The sequence below is a fragment of the Streptomyces sp. NPDC012827 genome (assembly GCF_042900905.1).
GTDB lineage: Bacteria > Actinomycetota > Actinomycetes > Streptomycetales > Streptomycetaceae > Streptomyces > Streptomyces gulbargensis.
Genome location: NZ_JBIBBY010000013.1, coordinates 117,482 through 134,480 on the forward strand (window position 1 = coordinate 117,482; position 16,999 = coordinate 134,480).

Below are 16,999 nucleotides of genomic sequence, written 5' to 3' on the forward strand. Positions count from 1 at the left end.
TCAGGTCAGCCGAGGGTGAGTCGCCAGTACGCGGCCTCCCGGTAGCCCCGGTGCGGGGGCCGCACCTCGACGGTGAGCGGGAGGCCCTTCCGGCTCGCGGTCACCCGTACCGGAACCGTACGCTTCTCGTCCTCGGCGAGCGGCCGGTCGAGGAGTCGCTCCGCCTCACGGTGGTCGAGCCAGTCGCTGGTGCCGTCGGCGGCGGTCCACGAGGAGTCGCCCGGCCGTCCGGCGCGGACGTCCAGGGCGTCGTCGTAGCCGCCGGTGTCCGGTTCCAGCGTCTCGTCCGTGCCGTTCTCGTAGTGGATGGTGATGCGGGAGGTCCGGCCGTCGCCCTCGGGGCGGGGCGGGCCGACCGTGACGCGCATGCCGTCCTCGTAGCGTGCGGTGGCCCCGCCGGGCAGCGGCTCCACCACGCTCCCGGCGTGCTCGCGGGGCATGTCCAGCTGTCCGTCCCCGTCCAGGCCCTTCTCGAACTCCCGCAGTCCCCAGGCGCCGAGGACGACGAGGACGAAGGCGGCGACCAGGGCGACGGAGCAGCCCACGTGCCATCGCCGGGTGCTCCCGGTGCCGCCGGTCCCGCCGTGTGCCTCGTTCACGTTCATGGCGATCACCGTAGGCGGGCCGTGGCGCCGACTCCTGAGCATCCGTACTCATGTTCGCCCGGGTACGGGGGCCGGTGCGTCCGGTCGGATGAGCGGCGGGTGAATTCCGGCTCCGCCTGCCCGGCGGGCGGGAAGGGGCGTCGGAGAGTGGGCGCACGCGTGGTGCGCGTGACCGTCGAACGGAAGTCAGGGGAGTCGGATGGGCAGTGGTCCGGTCGTCCGTTGCCGTCGGGCGTTCGTCGCCGTGGTGCTGGCCGCAGTGTCGGTGCTGACCGTCTCCGGAGCGGGCTCGGCGCATCGCGGCGCCGGTGCGGTCCCCGTCGCCGAGGGGGTGGGGCAGAATCCGCCGGCGGCACCGGCGGCGCCCGCCTTCGACGTGGCGCCGGCCCGGGCGAGTCTGACGCGGCTGCTGGGGCAGCGGGCCGCCGCGCAGTTCACCCTGGTGCCGGTCGCGAAAGGGGCCGGCGGTGACCACTTCTCGGTCTCCGGCGCGGCCGGCGCGATCCAGGTGCGGGGCACCACGCCCGCCACGCTGCTCACCGGCGCCGGCTGGTACCTGAAGGAGGTCGCCGGGGTGGACCTCGGGTGGCCGGGCGACAGCCTGGGCCGGCTGCCCCAGATCCTTCCCGCCGTCGCGGGGACGGTGACCCGGTCGGCGGCGGTGCCCCACCGGTACGCGCTGAACGACACGGACGAGGGCTACTCGGGCGCGTACCGCGACTTCGCCACGTACCGGCACGACATCGACCGGATGGCACTGCACGGGGTGAACGAGGTCTTCGTGCCGACGGGCGCCGAGTACCCGTACTACCGGGCGTTCCAGCAGTTCGGCTACGGCGCGGCCGAGCTGCGGGAGTGGATCCCGGGGCCGGCGCACCAGGGCTGGTGGCTGCTGCAGAACATGTCGGGGTTCGCGGGGCCGGTGTCCGAGCAGTTGATCGAGGCGCGGGCGGCGCTGGGCCGGCGCATCGCCGACCACCTGCGGTCCCTGGGGATGACCCCGGTGCTGCCGGGCTACTTCGGTACGGTGCCGCCGGAGTTCGCCGCGCGGAACCCGGGCGCGGTGACGGTGCCGCAGGGCCGGTGGGTGGGGTTCGAGCGGCCGGCGTGGCTGGACCCGACCGGGCCGGTGTTCGAGCGGGTGGCCGAGGCCTACTACCGGATCCAGCGGGAACGCTTCGGTGACACCGACCTGTTCAAGATGGACCTGCTGCACGAGGGCGGCACACCGGGACCGGTCGACGTGGCCGCCGCGTCCGGGGCGGTCCAGCGGGCCCTGGACACCGCCCGGCCCGGCGCGACCTGGGTCATGCTGGGCTGGCAGCGCAACCCGACGGCGGAGCTGCTGAGCGGGGTGGACCGGCGGCGCGTCCTCATCCTGGACGGTCTGTCCGACCGCTACGACGGGCTCGACCGGGAGACGCAGTGGGGCGGTACGCCGTACGCGTTCGGCACGATCCCCAACTTCGGCGGCCACACGACCATCGGCGCCAACAGCGGTGCGTGGACGAGCCGTTTCCACACGTGGCTGACCAAGCAGGGGTCGGCGCTGAGCGGCATCGCCTACCTTCCCGAGGGCACCGGCCAGAACCCCGCCGCCTTCGCCCTCTTCACCGAGCTGGCCTGGCGGCCGGGGGCGGTGGACCAGAAGGCCTGGTTCGCCGGGTACGCGGCACGGCGCTACGGCGGGCCCGATCCGCACGCCGCCGCCGCGTGGGAGGCCCTGCGCCTCGGGCCGTACGGCATGCCCTCGGGCACGTGGAGCGAGCCGCAGGACAGCCTCTTCACCGCGCGGCCCGGCCTGACGGTGACCAGGGCCGCCCGGTGGAGCCCGACCGCCATGCGGTACGACGCCGCGACGGTGGAGCGGGCCCTCGCCGAACTGCTGCGGGTGGCGCCCGCGCTGCGGACGACCGACGCGTACCGCTACGACCTCGTGGACGTCGCGCGGCAGGCCCTCACCAACCGGAGCCGGGTGCTGCTCCCCCGGATCAGGACGGCGTACCAGGGCGGTGACCTGGAGGGCTTCCGGGCCCTGGTGCGGGAGTGGAACGGCCATCTGGACCTGCTCGGGCGGCTGGTCGCCTCCGACCGGCGGTTCCTGCTCGGGCCGTGGCTGGCCGACGCGCGGTCCTGGGGCGCCGACGCGGCCGAACGCGACCGGCTGGAGTACGACGCCCGGTCGATCCTGACCACGTGGGGCGGGCGGGGTCCGAGCGAGGACGGAGGGCTGCGCGACTACGCCAACCGGGAGTGGGCGGGGCTGGTGCACGACGTGTACGCGCCGCGCTGGGCGGCGTACTTCGAGACCCTCGACCGGGCGCTGGTGACCGGCACGCAACCGGAGGTGGTGGACTGGTTCGCCCGGGACGACGCCTGGGCGCGCGGCCACCAGCGGTACGCCACGGCGCCGGCGGGTGATCCGGTCGCCCTCGCCGAGGAGGTGCGAGCGGTGCTGCTCGCGGCCTCACCTGCGGGTCCCGTTCGGTGAGAGAAGCCTTCGGCGGGGCGCTTCGGCGGGTGGTCAGCGGCGGGGGCGCAGCACGCGCAGTTCGCTCACCTCGTACGACATCTCGGTGGCGTCCGGGTCGGGCGCCGGGTGGTAACGCCCGGCGCACACCGAGAGGTTGACGATGAGGTACGCGTGCCAGTGGCGGCCCACGCCGACGCCGTCGGAGAAGACCCGGGCACCGTCGACCCACCACACGACCGAGCGGGCCCCGAACTGGGTGCGCAGCCGCACCTCGCCGCCGGGCCGGACGTCGGGGTGGCGGTGGTAGTGGTATCTGCCACGGACCCGGTTGGACAGTTCGAGGAGGTCGGGGTTGTCGGGGTGGTACTCGAAGACGTCGATCTCCTGGCCGCCGTCGCGCCAGGTCCAGATGGCGGGCCAGGCGCCGATCTCCTCGGGGAGCCGCACCCGCGCCTCCAGGATGTCCCCGGTGCGGACCTCGAACGCCTCGCGGCTGCCCTCGGTCGTGAGGAGTCCCGCGTCCCACAGTCCGTCCTCGCGCCGGGTCGCGCGGAAGACGCCCGAGCGGCTGTACGCGGGATCGGCCACCAGGTGGTCGAGTTTGTTGTCCCCGGGGTTGACGGGGCCGCCGTCGGGATAGGCCCACGAGCGGCCGGCGACCCACTGGGTCTCGGAGGTGAAGTCGGCGACGAAGACCGGTTCGGCGGCCGGGGGTGGTGACTGCATGGGCGCTCCCGCGGTGTCTGGTTCTCCCCCGTTCCCTGCCCCCCGGGACCGCCGCCCATCCGGAAGCGGGCACTCCTTGTCGAGAAGTCGTCACACAGGGTTGACTTCGATGCTGCCGGGCAGGGTACGGGCCGGGTGGACCGCGCGGCCCGGCGGGGAGAGGGTGGGCGGGTACCCGCAAGCCCTCTGGAGGTTCGGCGCCATGCACTCGCCCACGTACCGCCCGTCCGTCCGCCGGCGCCGTCCCGGCGCGCTCGCGCTGCTGTCCGCCCTCTCCCTCACCCCGCTCGCCGCGTGCGGGGACGACGGCACCCCGCGCGCTCCGGCTCCCGCGTCGGCCTCCGCCTCCGCTCCGGACACCGGCGGGCGGCCGGGCCGGCACCTTCCGGACGACCGAGCGGTGCTCGGCGAACTACGGGAGCTGGAGCGGGAGTCCGGGGCACGGATCGGCGTCCACGCCGTGGACACGGGGACCGGCCGGGAGGTGTCCCACCGGGCCGACGAGCGGTTCGCGTACGCCTCGACGTTCAAGGCCCTCGCCGCCGCCGCGGTTGTCGACAGGTACTTCCCGGAGGGCATGGACCGGGTGGTGACCTACGGCGAGGAGGACCTGCTGGCCCACGCACCGGTGACCCGGAAGCACGTGGCGACGGGGATGACCCTGCGCGAACTGTGCGAGGCGGCCGTCCGGTTCAGCGACAACACCGCCGCCAATCTGCTGCTCGACGCCCTCGGCGGGCCGCAGGGCCTCGCGGCCGCGCTCCGGGAGGTCGGCGACACCGTCACCCGGGTCGAACGGCGTGAACCCGCGCTGAACGACTGGGCACCGGGCGCCACGCGGGACACCACCTCGCCGCGCGCCTTCGCCCGCGACCTGCGGGCGTTCGTGCTCGGGGACGCCCTCGGGGAGGACGGGCGGGCCCTGCTGACGGGGTGGCTGCGGACCAACACCACCGGAGGCGCGCTGATCCGGGCGGGGGTGCCCCGCGGCTGGGTGGTCGGTGACAAGACCGGGACGGGCGGCGCGTACGGGATCCGCAACGACATCGCCGTGGTCTGGCCGCCCGGCAGGGCCCCGCTCGTGATGGCGATCATGACGAACCGACCCGAGGCGGACGCCCCCCATGACGACCGGCTGATCGCGCGGGCGGCCGCCCTGGTGGCGGAGTCCCTGGGCGACGGGCGCCCCTGACGGACCGGGGTGCCCCTACGCCTCGCCGGCACGCCACCAGCGCCCCCCGCCGCGCCGGGTCGGCCGGGCGCCGGGGTGGCCGCTCAGCGTCCGGCAGAACGGACAGAGCAGGTCGTCGTGGTCGGCCGGGAACGGCGGATCGGCCGGGGCGGTGCCCAGAAGCTCGGCACGGACTCCGGAGATGTACTCGTCGTGTTCGTGTGGATGCTTCCTCATGTCAGGACAACGGACATCTCCGGCCCGTGGGAACGAAGGGTGCCGGCTCCGTGACCCGACCCTCGCAATCCGCCGTCCCCGCCCTGACATCGTCACGGTTCACCACCGGCGCGTGTCGCCACCGGCGCGGACCGGGGCCGCCGCTCCCTCCGCGACGAGCGGGCCGGCCATGGTGAGGCCGGCCTCGGGGCGGACGCTCCGGGGCGTCGTGCGCATCGCGTGGCGAGGGGCGCCGGGGTCGCTACGATGCGTCCCGTACCAGGGGCGGGAAGCGGCCGGCGACGGGGTGGTCCGGGAGCGGGCGGGGCGCGCGGCCGGTTCGCGGCCCCCGCAGCCGTACCGTCGACCCGAGGGGACCCCACCGTATGGACACACCGCCGTCACCACTCCTGCCCGCACCCCCGGGACCGCGGGCCGTCCCGGTCGGTGCGCTGGTTCCGCTGTCCCGGCCCGGCTGGGTGGAGGCGGGCCGACATCTGCTCGCGGGGCTCGAACTGGCCGTCCGTGAGGTGAACGAGGCCGGGGGGATCGGGGGGCGTCCCCTCGCCCTGGTGGTCCGGGACACGGCCGGCGATCCGGAGCGGGCGGCGAAGGCGGTGGAGGAACTGGCCGGGCTGGGAGTGGCCGCCGTGACCGGGGAGTACCACAGCGTCGTCGCGCGGGCCGCCGCCGCGCGGGCCGACGCGCTCGGTCTGCCGTTCCTGTGCTCGTCGGCGGTCCTGGACGAACTCACCGAGGAGCCGACGGACCGGGTGGCGCGGCTCGCGCCCGCACAGTCGCACGGCTGGCGGCTGTACGCGGACTTCCTGCGCGACGCGGGCCACACCCGTGTCGCCGTGGCGGCGGAGCCCGGCGCGTACTGGGCGTCGGGGGCCCGCGTCCTCCGCGACCGTCTCCTCCCGCACGGTGGCTCCGTGACGACGCTCGACGCGCGGGCCCTCTCCCCCGGAGCGGTCTGCGAGGCACTCGCCGAACACGGGGTCGGCGCGCTCCTGCTGCTGGTCGGCGTCCCGGAGCCCGCGGCGGCGCTCGTCCGGGCCGTCCGCCGCGACCGGCGCCTCGCCGGGGTGCTGCTCGGCGCTCCGGCGGGACAGCCGGAGTTCGCCGGGTGGTCGGACCTGCTCGGGGACGAGGGCGCGGGCGTTCCCTTCCTGCGCTACCTGCCCGAGCGTCTCGGGCCGCGCGGCCTGCGGGTCGAGGCCGCGCTGCGCGAACACCTGGGCACCGCGCCCTCGTTCGTCGCGTTCGAGGGCCATGACACGATCACGGTCCTGGCGGAGGCGCTGCGCTCCCACGGCACGGACCGGGCGCGCCTGGCCACGTCCTGGGCCCGGGTGGCGGTCGACGGCACCCGGGGCCCGATCACGTTCTCGCGCGTGCCCGGCATCGGCGTACGGCAGTGGGCGTGGGCGCCGGTCCAGGTCGTGGACCGCGACCCGGCGCGTCCGGACCGCTTCCGCGTGCTCCGCTCCTTCTGACGCACGCGCCCGGCGCCGCGCCCCAGGGGTGCGGTGCCGGGATCACGGACCGGCCGGTGCCTCGCCTTCCGTGAGAGCGCCGTCGGCCAGGCGGAGGCGGCGGTCGACGCCGATCGCCCGGAGGAACCGTTCGTCATGGCTGACGACGACGAACGCTCCCCGGTAGGCGTCGAGGGCGCTCTCCAACTGGGCGGTGCTGACGAGGTCGAGGTTGTTGGTCGGCTCGTCGAGCAGCAGCAGGTGCGGGGCCGGCTCGGCGTACAGCACGCAGGCGAGGGTGGCCCGCAGCCGTTCGCCGCCCGACAGCGCCCGGACGGGCAGGTGGGCCCGGGGGCCGCGGAAGAGGAACCGGGCGAGCAGGTTCATCCGCTCGGCCTCGGGACGGCGGGGGGCGTAGGTGCCGAAGTTGTCGGCGACCCCACGGTCCGGGTCGAGGAGGTCGAGGCGCTGGGAGAGGTGGGCGATCCGGCCCTCGGCCCGCCTGATCTCGCCGTCGTCCGGGGTGAGATCGCCGGCGAGGAGGCGGAGCAGGGTGCTCTTGCCCGCTCCGTTGGGGCCGGTGAGCGCGATGCGTTCGGGGCCTCGGATGGTGAGATCGGCGCCGGGCTCGGCGAAGACGGGCCGGTCACCGAGGCGGATCCGCAGGCGCTTGCCGTGGAAGAGCGTGCGGCCCGCGGGGACGACGGTCTCCGGGAGGTCGAGGGTGAGGCGCTGCTCGTCCCGCAGGGCGCGTCCGGCCTCGTCGAGACGGGCCTGGGCGTCGCCGACGCGGGTGGCGTGCGTCTGTCCGGCCCGGCCGGCCGCCTCCTGCGCGCCGCGCTTCATGGTGCCGGCGAAGATGCGGGGCAGGCCGGCGTTCTTGAGGTTGCGGGCTGCGTTGCTCTGCCGCCGTTCGGCGCGCTCCCTGGCCTGCTGCATCTCGCGCTTCTCGCGCTTGAGTTCCTGCTCGGCGTTGCGGACGTTCTTCTCGGCGACCTCCCGCTCGGCCTGCACGGCCTCTTCGTAGGCGGTGAAGTTGCCTCCGTAGAGTCGGAGTTCGCCGCGTTCGAGTTCGGCGACGCGCTCCATCCGGTCGAGGAGGGCGCGGTCGTGGCTGACGAGGAGCAGGCAGCCGTTGAAGTCGTCCAGCGCGTCGTAGAGCTTGTGACGGGCGTCCAGGTCGAGGTTGTTGGTGGGCTCGTCGAGCAGCAGGACGTCCGGCCGCTTCAGGAGCTGGGCAGCGAGGCCGAGCGAGACGATCCGACCGCCGCTGAGGGTGCGCAGGACGCGGTCGAGGGCGAGGTCGCCGAGGCCGAGGCGGTCGAGCTGGGCGCGGGTGCGTTCCTCGATGTCCCAGTCGTCGCCGATGGTGGTGAAGTGCTCCTCGGCCACGTCGCCCGCCTCGACGGCGTCGATGGCGCGGATGACGTCGGCGACGCCGAGGACCTGGGCGACGGTGAGGTCCTTGGTGAGGGGAAGGTTCTGCGGCAGGTGGCCGAGGGTGCCCTCGACCGTCACCGAGCCCTGGCGGGGCCGGAGTTCACCGGCGATCAGCCTGAGCAGGGTGGTCTTTCCGGAGCCGTTGGGGGCGACGAGCCCTGTCCTTCCGGGGCCCACGGTGAAGGACAGGTCCTCGAAGACGGGGGTGTCGTCCGGCCAGGAGAAGGACAGGTGGGAGCAGACGACGGCGGGGTGAGACATGGGAACGACCTCGTACGGGACAGCGGGGCAGGACGGTGCACCACCCCGGGAAGACGGGGGAAGAGGGAACGACGAGGCGAACCACTGCGGCTGGGCCCTTACGCTCCTGCCGGTGGTCGCTCACCTTCGGGTATCACCCGGAGATGTCGTCGTCACCCGCCACGGTCCGTCACTCCTCACGACACGGTCGATGTCCCCGCCAGTGTAACAAGCCGGTCCGCCGTACACGGGGATCGCGCCGACGGCCAGATCCCCGCGCAGGCCGGTCCGAGGCGTCGGCGTACGGCGGTCGGCGTCCGCACACTCCGGTGCGGGGGCACCTTCTCCCGCGCCGGCGGGCACAGCGCCCCGCTGCCCCTCGCCGTCCCCCGGCCGTCGGTCGGCTCCAGGACACGGGCGCCCGAGGCGGCGGTCACGGCCTGGGACGCCTTCAGCCCCCGTACAGGCCCCGGCAGAGGTCGGCCGCGCCCATGGGGGCGTCGATCCGCCGGGCCTCCTGGCAGAGGCGGCGCATCTGTGCGCCGTGGTCGGCCCCCGGTCGTTTCCGGGGTGACGGCCGGCCGGGGGTGGGAGCCGGGGGCCGGCGCCGCTCGGGCTGCCGGGGCGCGGTGACGGTCGTCCGGGCGGGTGGCTTCCGGGTCCGGGGGCGGGGCGGAGGCTTCGGGTACGGCTTCGCGCGTGCCGCCGTCCTCCTCTTCTCTTCGGGCTCCGGTTCGGGAGGCTGCGCCTTCGGCCGCCCCGGACGCGGCGCGGCGGGTGAGGGCGGGCCGGGGGCGGCGAGTTCCTCACGGGGCGCGGCCGGGGTGGGGTCCGGCCAGGTGGGGAGCGGGGCCGGGGGGCGGTCGGCGGCCGGGAGCAGGCCGGCCGGGCGCGTGGCGGGCGGGTGGGGCGCGCCACCGTGCGGGACGGAGACGCACCCACCGGACAGCAGCACGGCCAGCAGCAGGAGCACGGCGGGGCGGGGGCGGTTCATGCCCTCACCGTGCCCGAGCCGGGCCCGCCGGTGGGGAGGACGGGACACGGGTCCACTCGGGCGAGTGACGGACCTAGGCCGTGTCTTTCGGATCTTGCCGGGGGCGGGGTGAGGGCGGGTCAGGTCAGGGGTGCGCGGCCGGGGCCGGGCGCGGTGCGGAACGAGATCCAGGCGTCGGGCGGGAGGTCGGGGCGGCCGGGCACCTCCCGTCGCTCCTCGGTCCACGCGTCGCCCGCGACCTCCATGGCGACACGGCGCCAGAAGCGGACGGCGGCGACGTTGGCGTCCTGGAACGCGATGTCCCAGGAGCCCGGGTGGCGGGCGACGATCTCCCGGACGGCGCGCAGGCCGACACCGGACCGGCGGGCCCCGCGCACCACGAAGAAGCTGTTCAGGACGCGGGTGGGTCCCGCCAGGCCCCGGACGAACGCGAAGGCGACCGGCCGGTCGTCGGCCCGCACCAGGTAGGGGATCCAGTCGGGCTCGCCGAAGGCCAGGCGCAACCGGTCCTGGCGGAACGTCCCGTCGGGATGCGGCAGCACTCCCTCGAACTCCGACATGTCATGACGGAACATCAGCCACAGGCGTTCGACGGCGGGACGATCGGCCTCACCGGCACGCCGCAGGGACACCACGGGCTCGGACGGTACGGAGGCGGTCATGGGGCTCCTTCGGTCGGGTGGGCGTTTGCGGGCATGAAAAAAGCCTTCCTGGCGGACGGGGTGTCCGGGCCGGGAAGGCTCACCGATGGCGTGGATGCTAGCAGCCCGCCGCCGGGGGGGGACGGCAGGGACGGAGCCGCACGGGTGGTGTCCGGGGGAAGGGGCCGTTCCGGGCCTTCTGGTCCGGCGGTCCCGTGCCGAAGGACCGGATATGACACGTCTTCCGTCACGAAGGGCGGCGCGGGTGGTCCCGCTCGCCGCGGCCGCCGTTCTCGCCACCGCCCCCACGGGCTTCCCGCCGGGCGCCGCGACCGCCGCCCCGCTCCCCGCCGGGGCCCCCGCCCCGGCCGTCGTCGTCACACGGGCCGCCGTGCACCCCGTGGACGAGGGCGGCACCGCCCGCGTCGACCTGTCGGTCGTCACGCCCGGCGCGGCCGCGCTCGCGGAGCCGGTCACCGTGACGTACTCGACGGAGGGCGGGAGCGCCGAACCGGGGCGGGACTACGCACCGGTGCGCGGCAGCCTCGTCCTCCCCGCCGGTACGCCCTCAGGGGCGGGCCGTTCCGTCCGTGTGACCGCCCTGCGCGACGGGGCCGCCGAGGAGGCCGAGACCGTCGCGCTGAGGCTGACGGTCCGGGGCGCCAGGGGGCCCGCCGAGACGCCGCTCGTCGTGGTGAACGCGCACGGGCTGCCGTACCTAGACACCAGCCTCCCGACGCGGGAGCGGGTGGCGGATCTGCTCGGACGCATGTCCCTGCGGGAGAAGGCCGGGCAGATGACGCAGGCGGAGCGCGGGGCGCTGCGCGCTCCCGGGGACATCGCCGGGTACGGCCTCGGTTCACTGCTGTCGGGCGGCGGGTCGGCGCCCGTGCCCAACACGCCGGCGGACTGGGCGCGGATGACCGACGCGTACCAACTGCGCACGCGGGCGACGCGACTGCAGATTCCGCTGCTGTACGGCGTGGACGCGGTGCACGGGCACAACAACGTGGCGGGGGCGACGATCATGCCGCACAACATCGGCATCGGCGCCGGCCGCGATCCCGGGCTCGCGGCGCGGACCGCCGCCGTCACGGCGAAGGAGGTGCGGGCGACGGGTGTGCCGTGGAGCTTCGCGCCCTGTCTGTGCGTGAGCCGGGACGAACGGTGGGGGCGCGCGTACGAGTCCTTCGGGGAGGATCCCGCTCTCGTCACCGCGATGGCGGCGGTGATCGGGGGCATGCAGGGCGCGCCGGACGGGACGGATCTCGACCGCGGCGACAAGGTGCTGACGAGCGCCAAGCACTTCGTGGGCGACGGGGGCACGGCCTACGGTTCCTCGACCACCGGGTCGTACACCGTCGACCAGGGGATCACCCGGGTCACGCGCGCGGAGCTGGAGGCGGTCCACCTGGCGCCGTTCGCGGAGGCGGTCAGGCGCGGGGCCGGGACGGTCATGCCCTCGTACTCCTCCCTCGACGTCCTCGGGGACGGCCGCGGGCCCGTGAAGATGCACGCGCACGGGGAGATGATCACCGGGGTACTGAAGGGGCGGATGGGCTTCGAGGGGTTCGTCGTCAGCGACTGGCAGGCGATCGACCAGCTTCCCGGCGACTACGCGAGCGACGTGCGCACCTCGGTCACCGCCGGGCTCGACATGGTCATGGTGCCGACGGAGTACCCGGAGTTCGTGCGGGTGCTCGTCGCCGAGGTGGCGGCCGGCCGGGTGCCGGTGGCGCGCGTGGACGACGCGGTGAGCCGGATCCTGACGCAGAAGTTCCGTCTGGGGCTGTTCGAGAAGCCGTACGCGGACACGACGCACCTGGCGGCGGTCGGCTCGGCCGCGCACCGGGCGGTGGCGCGGGAGGCGGTGGCCGGGTCCCAGGTGCTGCTGAGGAACGAGGGCGCCGTACTGCCGCTGAGGCCGGGGCAGCGGGTGTACGTGGCGGGGTCGAACGCGGACGACCTCGGCCGTCAGTCCGGCGGCTGGACCCTCTCGTGGCAGGGGGCGCCGGGCCGGACGACGGCCGGCACGACGATCCTGGAGGCGATGCGCCGGGCCGCCCCGGGGGCGGACATCGCGTATTCGGCGGACGCCTCGGCGCCCATCGGCGGGTACGACGTCGGCGTGGTCGTGATCGGCGAGGCACCCTACGCCGAGGGCATCGGGGACGTCGGCAACGGCCACGTCCTGGAGCCGTCGGCCGCCGACCGCGCGGCGATCGACCGGGTGTGCGGGGCCGTGCCCTGCGCGGTGCTCGTCGTCTCCGGCCGGCCCCAGCTGCTCGGCGACCGGCTCCCGGCGATCGACGCCCTGGTGGCGTCCTGGCTGCCCGGCACCGAGGGCGACGGGGTGGCCGACGTGCTTTACGGTAGACGGCCCTTCACCGGCCGGCTGCCCGTCTCCTGGCCCGCGTCGGAGTCCCAGCTCCCGCTGAACGTGGGTGACGCGCGCTACGCCCCGCTGTTCCCGTACGGCTGGGGGCTGACGACGCTCGCTCCTCCACCGGCCGGGGGCGCGCCCGCCCTGCGGACTGCCGAGCGGACGGTCCGCGCCCTCCGGGCCGCGGGCCGCGCGCACACGCCGGAGACCCTGCGGCTCGTGGAGCGGGCCCGTCTGGTCGTCCAGGACCGGATCGGCCCGCGCGTGGCCGAGCGCTCGGCGAAACCGTTCGCCGAGGCGGACCACCTGCTGATGAGTGGTGACCCCGTCGGAGCCGTGCGGAAGTTGAGGGAGGCGTACGCGGTGGCGTAGGCGTGATCGGGCGGTGACACGGCCCCCGGGTTCCGGCGTGCGCCCGGGGGCCTTGTCCGCGCCCACCCCGAGAGGTACCTTGCATGACATGGTTCCTGGTGACGCAATGAACGAGGCGGGGGGCAGGGTGCCCAGTCAGCTGCGCAAGGGCGTGCTGGAGTACTGCGTTCTCGCGCTGCTCAGGGACGGACCGAAGTACGGCGTCGAGCTTCTGGGCGAACTCGCGGCGGTCAGTGTCATGACGACCAGTCAGGGCACGATCTATCCGCTCCTGTCACGGCTGCGGCGGGAGGGTCTCGTCGACACCCGGCTCCGCGAGTCGCCCAGCGGTCCACCGCGCCGCTACTACACGCTGACGGCCGGCGGCCGGGCCGCCCTGGGCGAGTTCGCCGGGGTGTGGCCCCTGTTCCGGGACGCCGTCGACCACTTCCTCAACGACCCGCAGGGGGATTCCGTATGAACGCCACCGAGCACCCGCTCGCCGCCGCCTACCTCGGCTCCGTCGCCCGTGAGGCGGCCGCGCTGCCCCCGGAGCGCCGGGCGGAACTGCTCGCCGACCTCCGCGAGCACATCGAGGTCAGCGGTGCAGGGAGCGACGAGGAGGTCCGTGCGGTGCTGAACCGGCTGGGTGACGCCCGGACCGTGGCCGCCTCGGCGCTGGCGGAGGAGCCGGCGGCGCGGCGGGTGCCGGACGGCGCGCGGGGGCGGGTCCGGCTGACGCTGGGACTGCTCGCCTCCGCCGGGCTGCTGGTGCTGCTCCACCCGTTTCTGGGCACGATCGCCCTGTTCGCCGGCCTGGCCCTGCTGTGGAACTCACCGCTGTGGAGCACCCGGCAGAAGCTGACGGGCACGGTGACGGCGGCGGCGCCCCCGCTCCTCCTCGTGGTCGGCGGCCTGCTGGGGGCGGCTTCCCGGATCGGACCGCTCGAACTCCTGGTGATCCTCGTGTTCTCGGCCGGTGTCCCGTTCGCCGGCGCGACGGCTCTCCGGCGCGCGACCCGGCCCTGACCGCCGGTCCGTCGACCGGCCGGCCGACCCGGCGGGCCGGGTCAGGCGCCGGGCGGTGCGGGCCGGGTGGCGGACAGGACGCCGATCTTGTCGATGCGGTGCTCGGGGTTGCCCTGGGCGTCGCGCCAGAAGTTGCCTGCGGCGTCGTCCTCGGGCGTGGCGCAGGTGGAGAGGGTGATCATGGCCCGGGTGGCCTTCTCCCCGGGCTCCCCGGGGACGGCCGCCCGCTGTTCGGCGAGGGAGCGTGGGGAGCGGAAGGAGGTCGCACGGGTCTCCACGATCCGGTACTCGTGGACCGTGCCGCCGGCCGTCACGTACACCACGTCCCCGGTCCTCAGCGCGGGCAGGTCGCGCAGCGGGCCGCCCGCGGAGAGCCGGTGGGCGGTGACCAGGTAGTTGCCGACGTCTCCCGGCCCGACGCCCCCGCGGCTCCCGTGGGGGCTGGCGGCGACACCCCGGTCCTGGATCCGGGTACCGGCCGGGTCGTCGGTCGTCCCCTCGTAGGGCAGGACGCGCAGGTCACGGACGCCGATGGACGGGATGTCCAGTTCGGCGACCCGCGGCCGCGCCGTCGGGGACGGTGACGGGGAGGGACCCCGCGGAGCCGGGAGGGCGGCCGGCGGACCCGCGACGGGGGTGTGGAGGGCGGTGACGGCCGTACGGCTCGCGGTGGCGTCGGCCTCGCCGGGGGCCGCCGCACAACTCGCGAGGAGGGTCAGCGCGCAGGCCGCGAGGGCGGCGGCGAGGGGACGGCGGGCGCGCGGCGCGGCGCTGCGGGGCGACGTCATGGGCCACCGGCCCTCTGGACGCCGGCGGCTCCTTCCGTCGGGGTCCGGTCGCGCGGGCCGGGTATCCGGGTGCTCATGGCACGTGGCCGGGTTCCGTCCCGGCCGCCGGGCCCGCGTCGGGCTTCCCGGGCGCCCGGGCGACGAGGAGATGTTCTTCCGGGCGGGGGGCCGCTGCCGTCCGGGCGCCGCGGAAGACGCCGGGGAGCGCGGCGTCCGGGGTGACGCGGAGGCCGGGAATTCCGGCCGGTGCCGGGAGGCCTGGGTCGGTGGCGTGCGCGGTGACGGTGGGTCGGGGCGTCCGCGCGCCGGATCACGGCGGCGTCCCCGGGACGCCGGACGGCGAGAGCGCCGCCCGGGCCGGAGCCCGCGCCCGCGCGGAGCGCCTCGGCCTCCCGGACGGCCATGGCGCCGGGACCCTTCATGGCGCGCGCCCGAAGAGGGCTGCGGTGCCGGTGGCTTCGAGCAGGCGCGCCACCGGCCGGGCGGCGGCGGTGATGGCGAGGGAGCGGTGCTCGCTGCGGGCACTGCGGCGCGCCCGAAGGAGGACGTTGAGGCCGGAACAGTCGCAGAAGGTCACCGAGCCCAGGTCGAGCCCGACCTCGGCACCGGTCTCGCAGCGGGTCACGGCGTGCGCGAGAGCCTGTCGCAGCCGGCCGGCCACGGCCAGGTCGATCTCACCCCGGACCGTGACGGTGACACCCTGGGGGGTGTCGGTGACGGTGACGGCCATCGGGGGATCCTCCGTCCCGTGCGGAGAGGACACGAGCGAGGCAGGCTCGGGAAGCGGATGCATGAGCCCTCCAGAACCGAACGGTTCCACGACAAGATTCTCGGCACTCGGCCCTTATACGTCAATAATTACGAGACTTTCGCCATCTGTGATCATCTAACAGCCCAAATGGCGGAAAAACGGTTCTCCTGGTCCGCCGAAACCGGCGTGGGGCCGGTCACCCGCCGGGGCGGCCGAGCACGCGGTCGAGGTACGGGTTGGAGAACACGCCCGCCGGGTCGAGCGCGTCACGCAGGGCGGTGAAGTCGTCGAAGCGCGGGTAGCGCGGCCGCAGGTCGTCCGCGCCGAGGTCGTGCATCTTGCCCCAGTGCGGGCGCCCGCCGTAGGCACCGAGGATCCGCCCGCAGGCGTCGAAGTACCGCCGGTAGGGCATGCGGTGGTACTGGTGGAAGGCGACGTAGCAGGTCTCGCGGCCGTGGGCGGTGGAGAGCCAGATGTCGTCGGCGGCGGTGAAGCGGACCTCCAGCGGGAAGGACACCTTCTCCCCGTGGGTGTCGATCCAGGATTTCAGCTCGCGCAGCGCCTCGGCGGCGTGCTCGCGGGGAAGGGCGAACTCGCCTTCGTGGAAGCGGACGTTCCGCGCGGAGACGAAGACCCGGTGGGCGTGGTCGGTCCAGGTCCGCGAGGACATGGCGCGGGCCGCGAGGCGGGTGATCGGCGGAACGAGCCCGGGGAAGCGGGTACCGGCGCGGTTGAGTCCCTCGAAACCCGCACCGCTGACCGCCTCGTCGAACCGGCGCGCGAAGGGGCCGATCGGCGCGAGCGGCGCGTCGGCGGGCAGCCGGGAAAAGCGCCGGGTCAGGGCCCTGTCGCTGTGCGGGAACCAGAAGAACTCGAAGTGGTCGTGGGTGTCCGCGAGTTCCTGGACGCGTTCCAGGGTCTCGGCCACGGGCATGGTGGCGTCCCGTGCGTGCAGGGCGAAGAGGGGCACGGTCCGCAGGGTGACGCAGGTGATGACGCCGAGGGCGCCGAGACCGACGCGGGCCGCCGCGAACAGGTCCGGGCGTTCCTCGGGCGAGCAGCGGACGACCGCGCCGTCGGCGAGGACCAGTTCCAGGGCCCTCACCTGGGTGGCGATGCCGCCGAAGCGGACGCCGGAGCCGTGCGTGCCGGTGGAGATCGCGCCCGAGACGGTCTGCCGGTCGATGTCACCCATGTTCTCCAGGGCGAGGCCGTGCGCGGCCAGCAGGGGGTTCAGCTTCCACAGCGGCATGCCGGCGCCGACGGTGACGAGCCCCGTGTCGGTGTCGATGTCCTCGACCCCGTCGAGGAGATCGAGGCGGAGGCGCACGTCCGGGGCGACGGCGATCGGGCTGAACGAATGCCCGGCCCCCACGGCCTTGACGCGCAGCCCGTCCCGTACGGCCTCCGAGACCGCCTCCGCCACCTCTTCCGGGCGCGTGGGTCGCAGGACGCGCCGGGGGCGCGCCTCCTCGTTGCCGGCCCAGTTGCGCCACACGCTGTTCATGCCAGGAGTCCTCTCGACGGGATCGGCGGCGCCGTCGCGCCGGACGCGGCTCGCGCGGGGCTCCCCGCCGCGTGGCGGCCCACGGGAAGACTGGTCGGGACAAGCGTCCCAGTCAAGTGTCCTGTTGGAGCGCCGGTGCCGGCCGCCAGGCGGTCGGCCGGTCGGCGGACGCCCCCGAACAGCGGCCGATCCCGGTGCGTGAACCC

At 75.0% G+C, this 16,999-nt stretch carries 15 protein-coding genes; 6 read left to right on the forward strand and 9 right to left on the reverse strand.

The features are described from left to right. Nucleotides 1-5 precede the first annotated feature (5 nt). Entirely contained in the window at nt 6-605 is a 600-nt protein-coding gene (locus tag ACFY60_RS26700; RefSeq protein ID WP_388613784.1) for a hypothetical protein, read from the reverse strand. A 199-nt stretch (nt 606-804) separates the two neighbouring features. Here ACFY60_RS26700 and ACFY60_RS26705 point away from each other — a divergent pair, with 199 nt between their 5' ends. Continuing rightward, the gene (locus ACFY60_RS26705) at nt 805-3,096 is read left to right on the forward strand and encodes an alpha-N-acetylglucosaminidase (RefSeq protein WP_388613787.1); all 2,292 of its coding nucleotides are present in this window, start codon (nt 805-807) and stop codon (nt 3,094-3,096) included. 33 nt (nt 3,097-3,129) lie between these two features. Here the strand turns inward: ACFY60_RS26705 and ACFY60_RS26710 are convergent, their stop codons facing one another. Further along, complete coding sequence (locus tag ACFY60_RS26710; protein WP_388613789.1) at nt 3,130-3,804, reverse strand: beta-glucanase; 675 nt, start codon at nt 3,802-3,804, stop codon at nt 3,130-3,132. 202 nt (nt 3,805-4,006) lie between these two features. Here ACFY60_RS26710 and bla point away from each other — a divergent pair, with 202 nt between their 5' ends. Further along, on the forward strand, nt 4,007-4,996 hold the full coding sequence (gene bla, locus ACFY60_RS26715; RefSeq protein ID WP_388613792.1) for a class A beta-lactamase: 990 nt from the start codon (nt 4,007-4,009) through the stop codon (nt 4,994-4,996). 15 nt (nt 4,997-5,011) lie between these two features. Here the strand turns inward: bla and ACFY60_RS26720 are convergent, their stop codons facing one another. Continuing rightward, the gene (locus ACFY60_RS26720; protein ID WP_388613794.1) at nt 5,012-5,212 is read right to left on the reverse strand and encodes a hypothetical protein; all 201 of its coding nucleotides are present in this window, start codon (nt 5,210-5,212) and stop codon (nt 5,012-5,014) included. 365 nt (nt 5,213-5,577) lie between these two features. On the opposite strand from ACFY60_RS26720, the gene ACFY60_RS26725 reads away from it, so the two are divergent. Continuing rightward, entirely contained in the window at nt 5,578-6,690 is a 1,113-nt protein-coding gene (locus ACFY60_RS26725; RefSeq protein ID WP_388613796.1) for an ABC transporter substrate-binding protein, read from the forward strand. A 42-nt stretch (nt 6,691-6,732) separates the two neighbouring features. On the opposite strand, the gene ACFY60_RS26730 is transcribed toward ACFY60_RS26725, so the two are convergent. The 3 genes from ACFY60_RS26730 to ACFY60_RS26740 form a co-directional block, all read right to left on the reverse strand. Further along, complete coding sequence (locus ACFY60_RS26730) at nt 6,733-8,370, reverse strand: ABC-F family ATP-binding cassette domain-containing protein (protein WP_388613799.1); 1,638 nt, start codon at nt 8,368-8,370, stop codon at nt 6,733-6,735. A 430-nt stretch (nt 8,371-8,800) separates the two neighbouring features. Next, complete coding sequence (locus tag ACFY60_RS26735) at nt 8,801-9,343, reverse strand: hypothetical protein (protein ID WP_388613800.1); 543 nt, start codon at nt 9,341-9,343, stop codon at nt 8,801-8,803. A gap of 119 nt (nt 9,344-9,462) precedes the next feature. Further along, entirely contained in the window at nt 9,463-10,005 is a 543-nt protein-coding gene (locus tag ACFY60_RS26740; RefSeq protein WP_388613803.1) for a GNAT family N-acetyltransferase, read from the reverse strand. Between the two features lie 211 nt (nt 10,006-10,216). Here ACFY60_RS26740 and ACFY60_RS26745 point away from each other — a divergent pair, with 211 nt between their 5' ends. The 3 genes from ACFY60_RS26745 (at nt 10,217) to ACFY60_RS26755 (ending at nt 13,747) form a co-directional block, all read left to right on the forward strand. Continuing rightward, entirely contained in the window at nt 10,217-12,739 is a 2,523-nt protein-coding gene (locus ACFY60_RS26745) for a glycoside hydrolase family 3 N-terminal domain-containing protein (RefSeq protein WP_388613806.1), read from the forward strand. Between the two features lie 88 nt (nt 12,740-12,827). Continuing rightward, nucleotides 12,828-13,199, forward strand: coding sequence for a PadR family transcriptional regulator (locus tag ACFY60_RS26750; protein WP_388613808.1), 372 nt, complete (start codon nt 12,828-12,830; stop codon nt 13,197-13,199). Continuing rightward, nucleotides 13,196-13,747 (forward strand): HAAS signaling domain-containing protein, encoded by a 552-nt coding sequence (locus tag ACFY60_RS26755; RefSeq protein ID WP_388613811.1) that lies wholly within the window; start codon nt 13,196-13,198, stop codon nt 13,745-13,747. Before ACFY60_RS26750 ends, ACFY60_RS26755 begins: the two co-directional genes overlap by 4 nt. 41 nt (nt 13,748-13,788) lie before the next feature. Here the strand turns inward: ACFY60_RS26755 and ACFY60_RS26760 are convergent, their stop codons facing one another. The 3 genes from ACFY60_RS26760 to ACFY60_RS26770 all read right to left on the reverse strand — a co-directional run bounded on the left by ACFY60_RS26760 (nt 13,789) and on the right by ACFY60_RS26770 (nt 16,793). Beyond that, the gene (locus ACFY60_RS26760) at nt 13,789-14,535 is read right to left on the reverse strand and encodes a class E sortase (RefSeq protein WP_388613813.1); all 747 of its coding nucleotides are present in this window, start codon (nt 14,533-14,535) and stop codon (nt 13,789-13,791) included. Nucleotides 14,536-14,953: 418 nt separating this feature from the next. After that, the gene (locus ACFY60_RS26765) at nt 14,954-15,265 is read right to left on the reverse strand and encodes an STAS domain-containing protein (RefSeq protein ID WP_388613816.1); all 312 of its coding nucleotides are present in this window, start codon (nt 15,263-15,265) and stop codon (nt 14,954-14,956) included. Between the two features lie 217 nt (nt 15,266-15,482). Next, nucleotides 15,483-16,793: a D-arabinono-1,4-lactone oxidase gene (locus ACFY60_RS26770; RefSeq protein ID WP_388613819.1), complete on the reverse strand. Its 1,311-nt coding sequence runs from the start codon at nt 16,791-16,793 to the stop codon at nt 15,483-15,485. Nucleotides 16,794-16,999 lie beyond the last annotated feature (206 nt).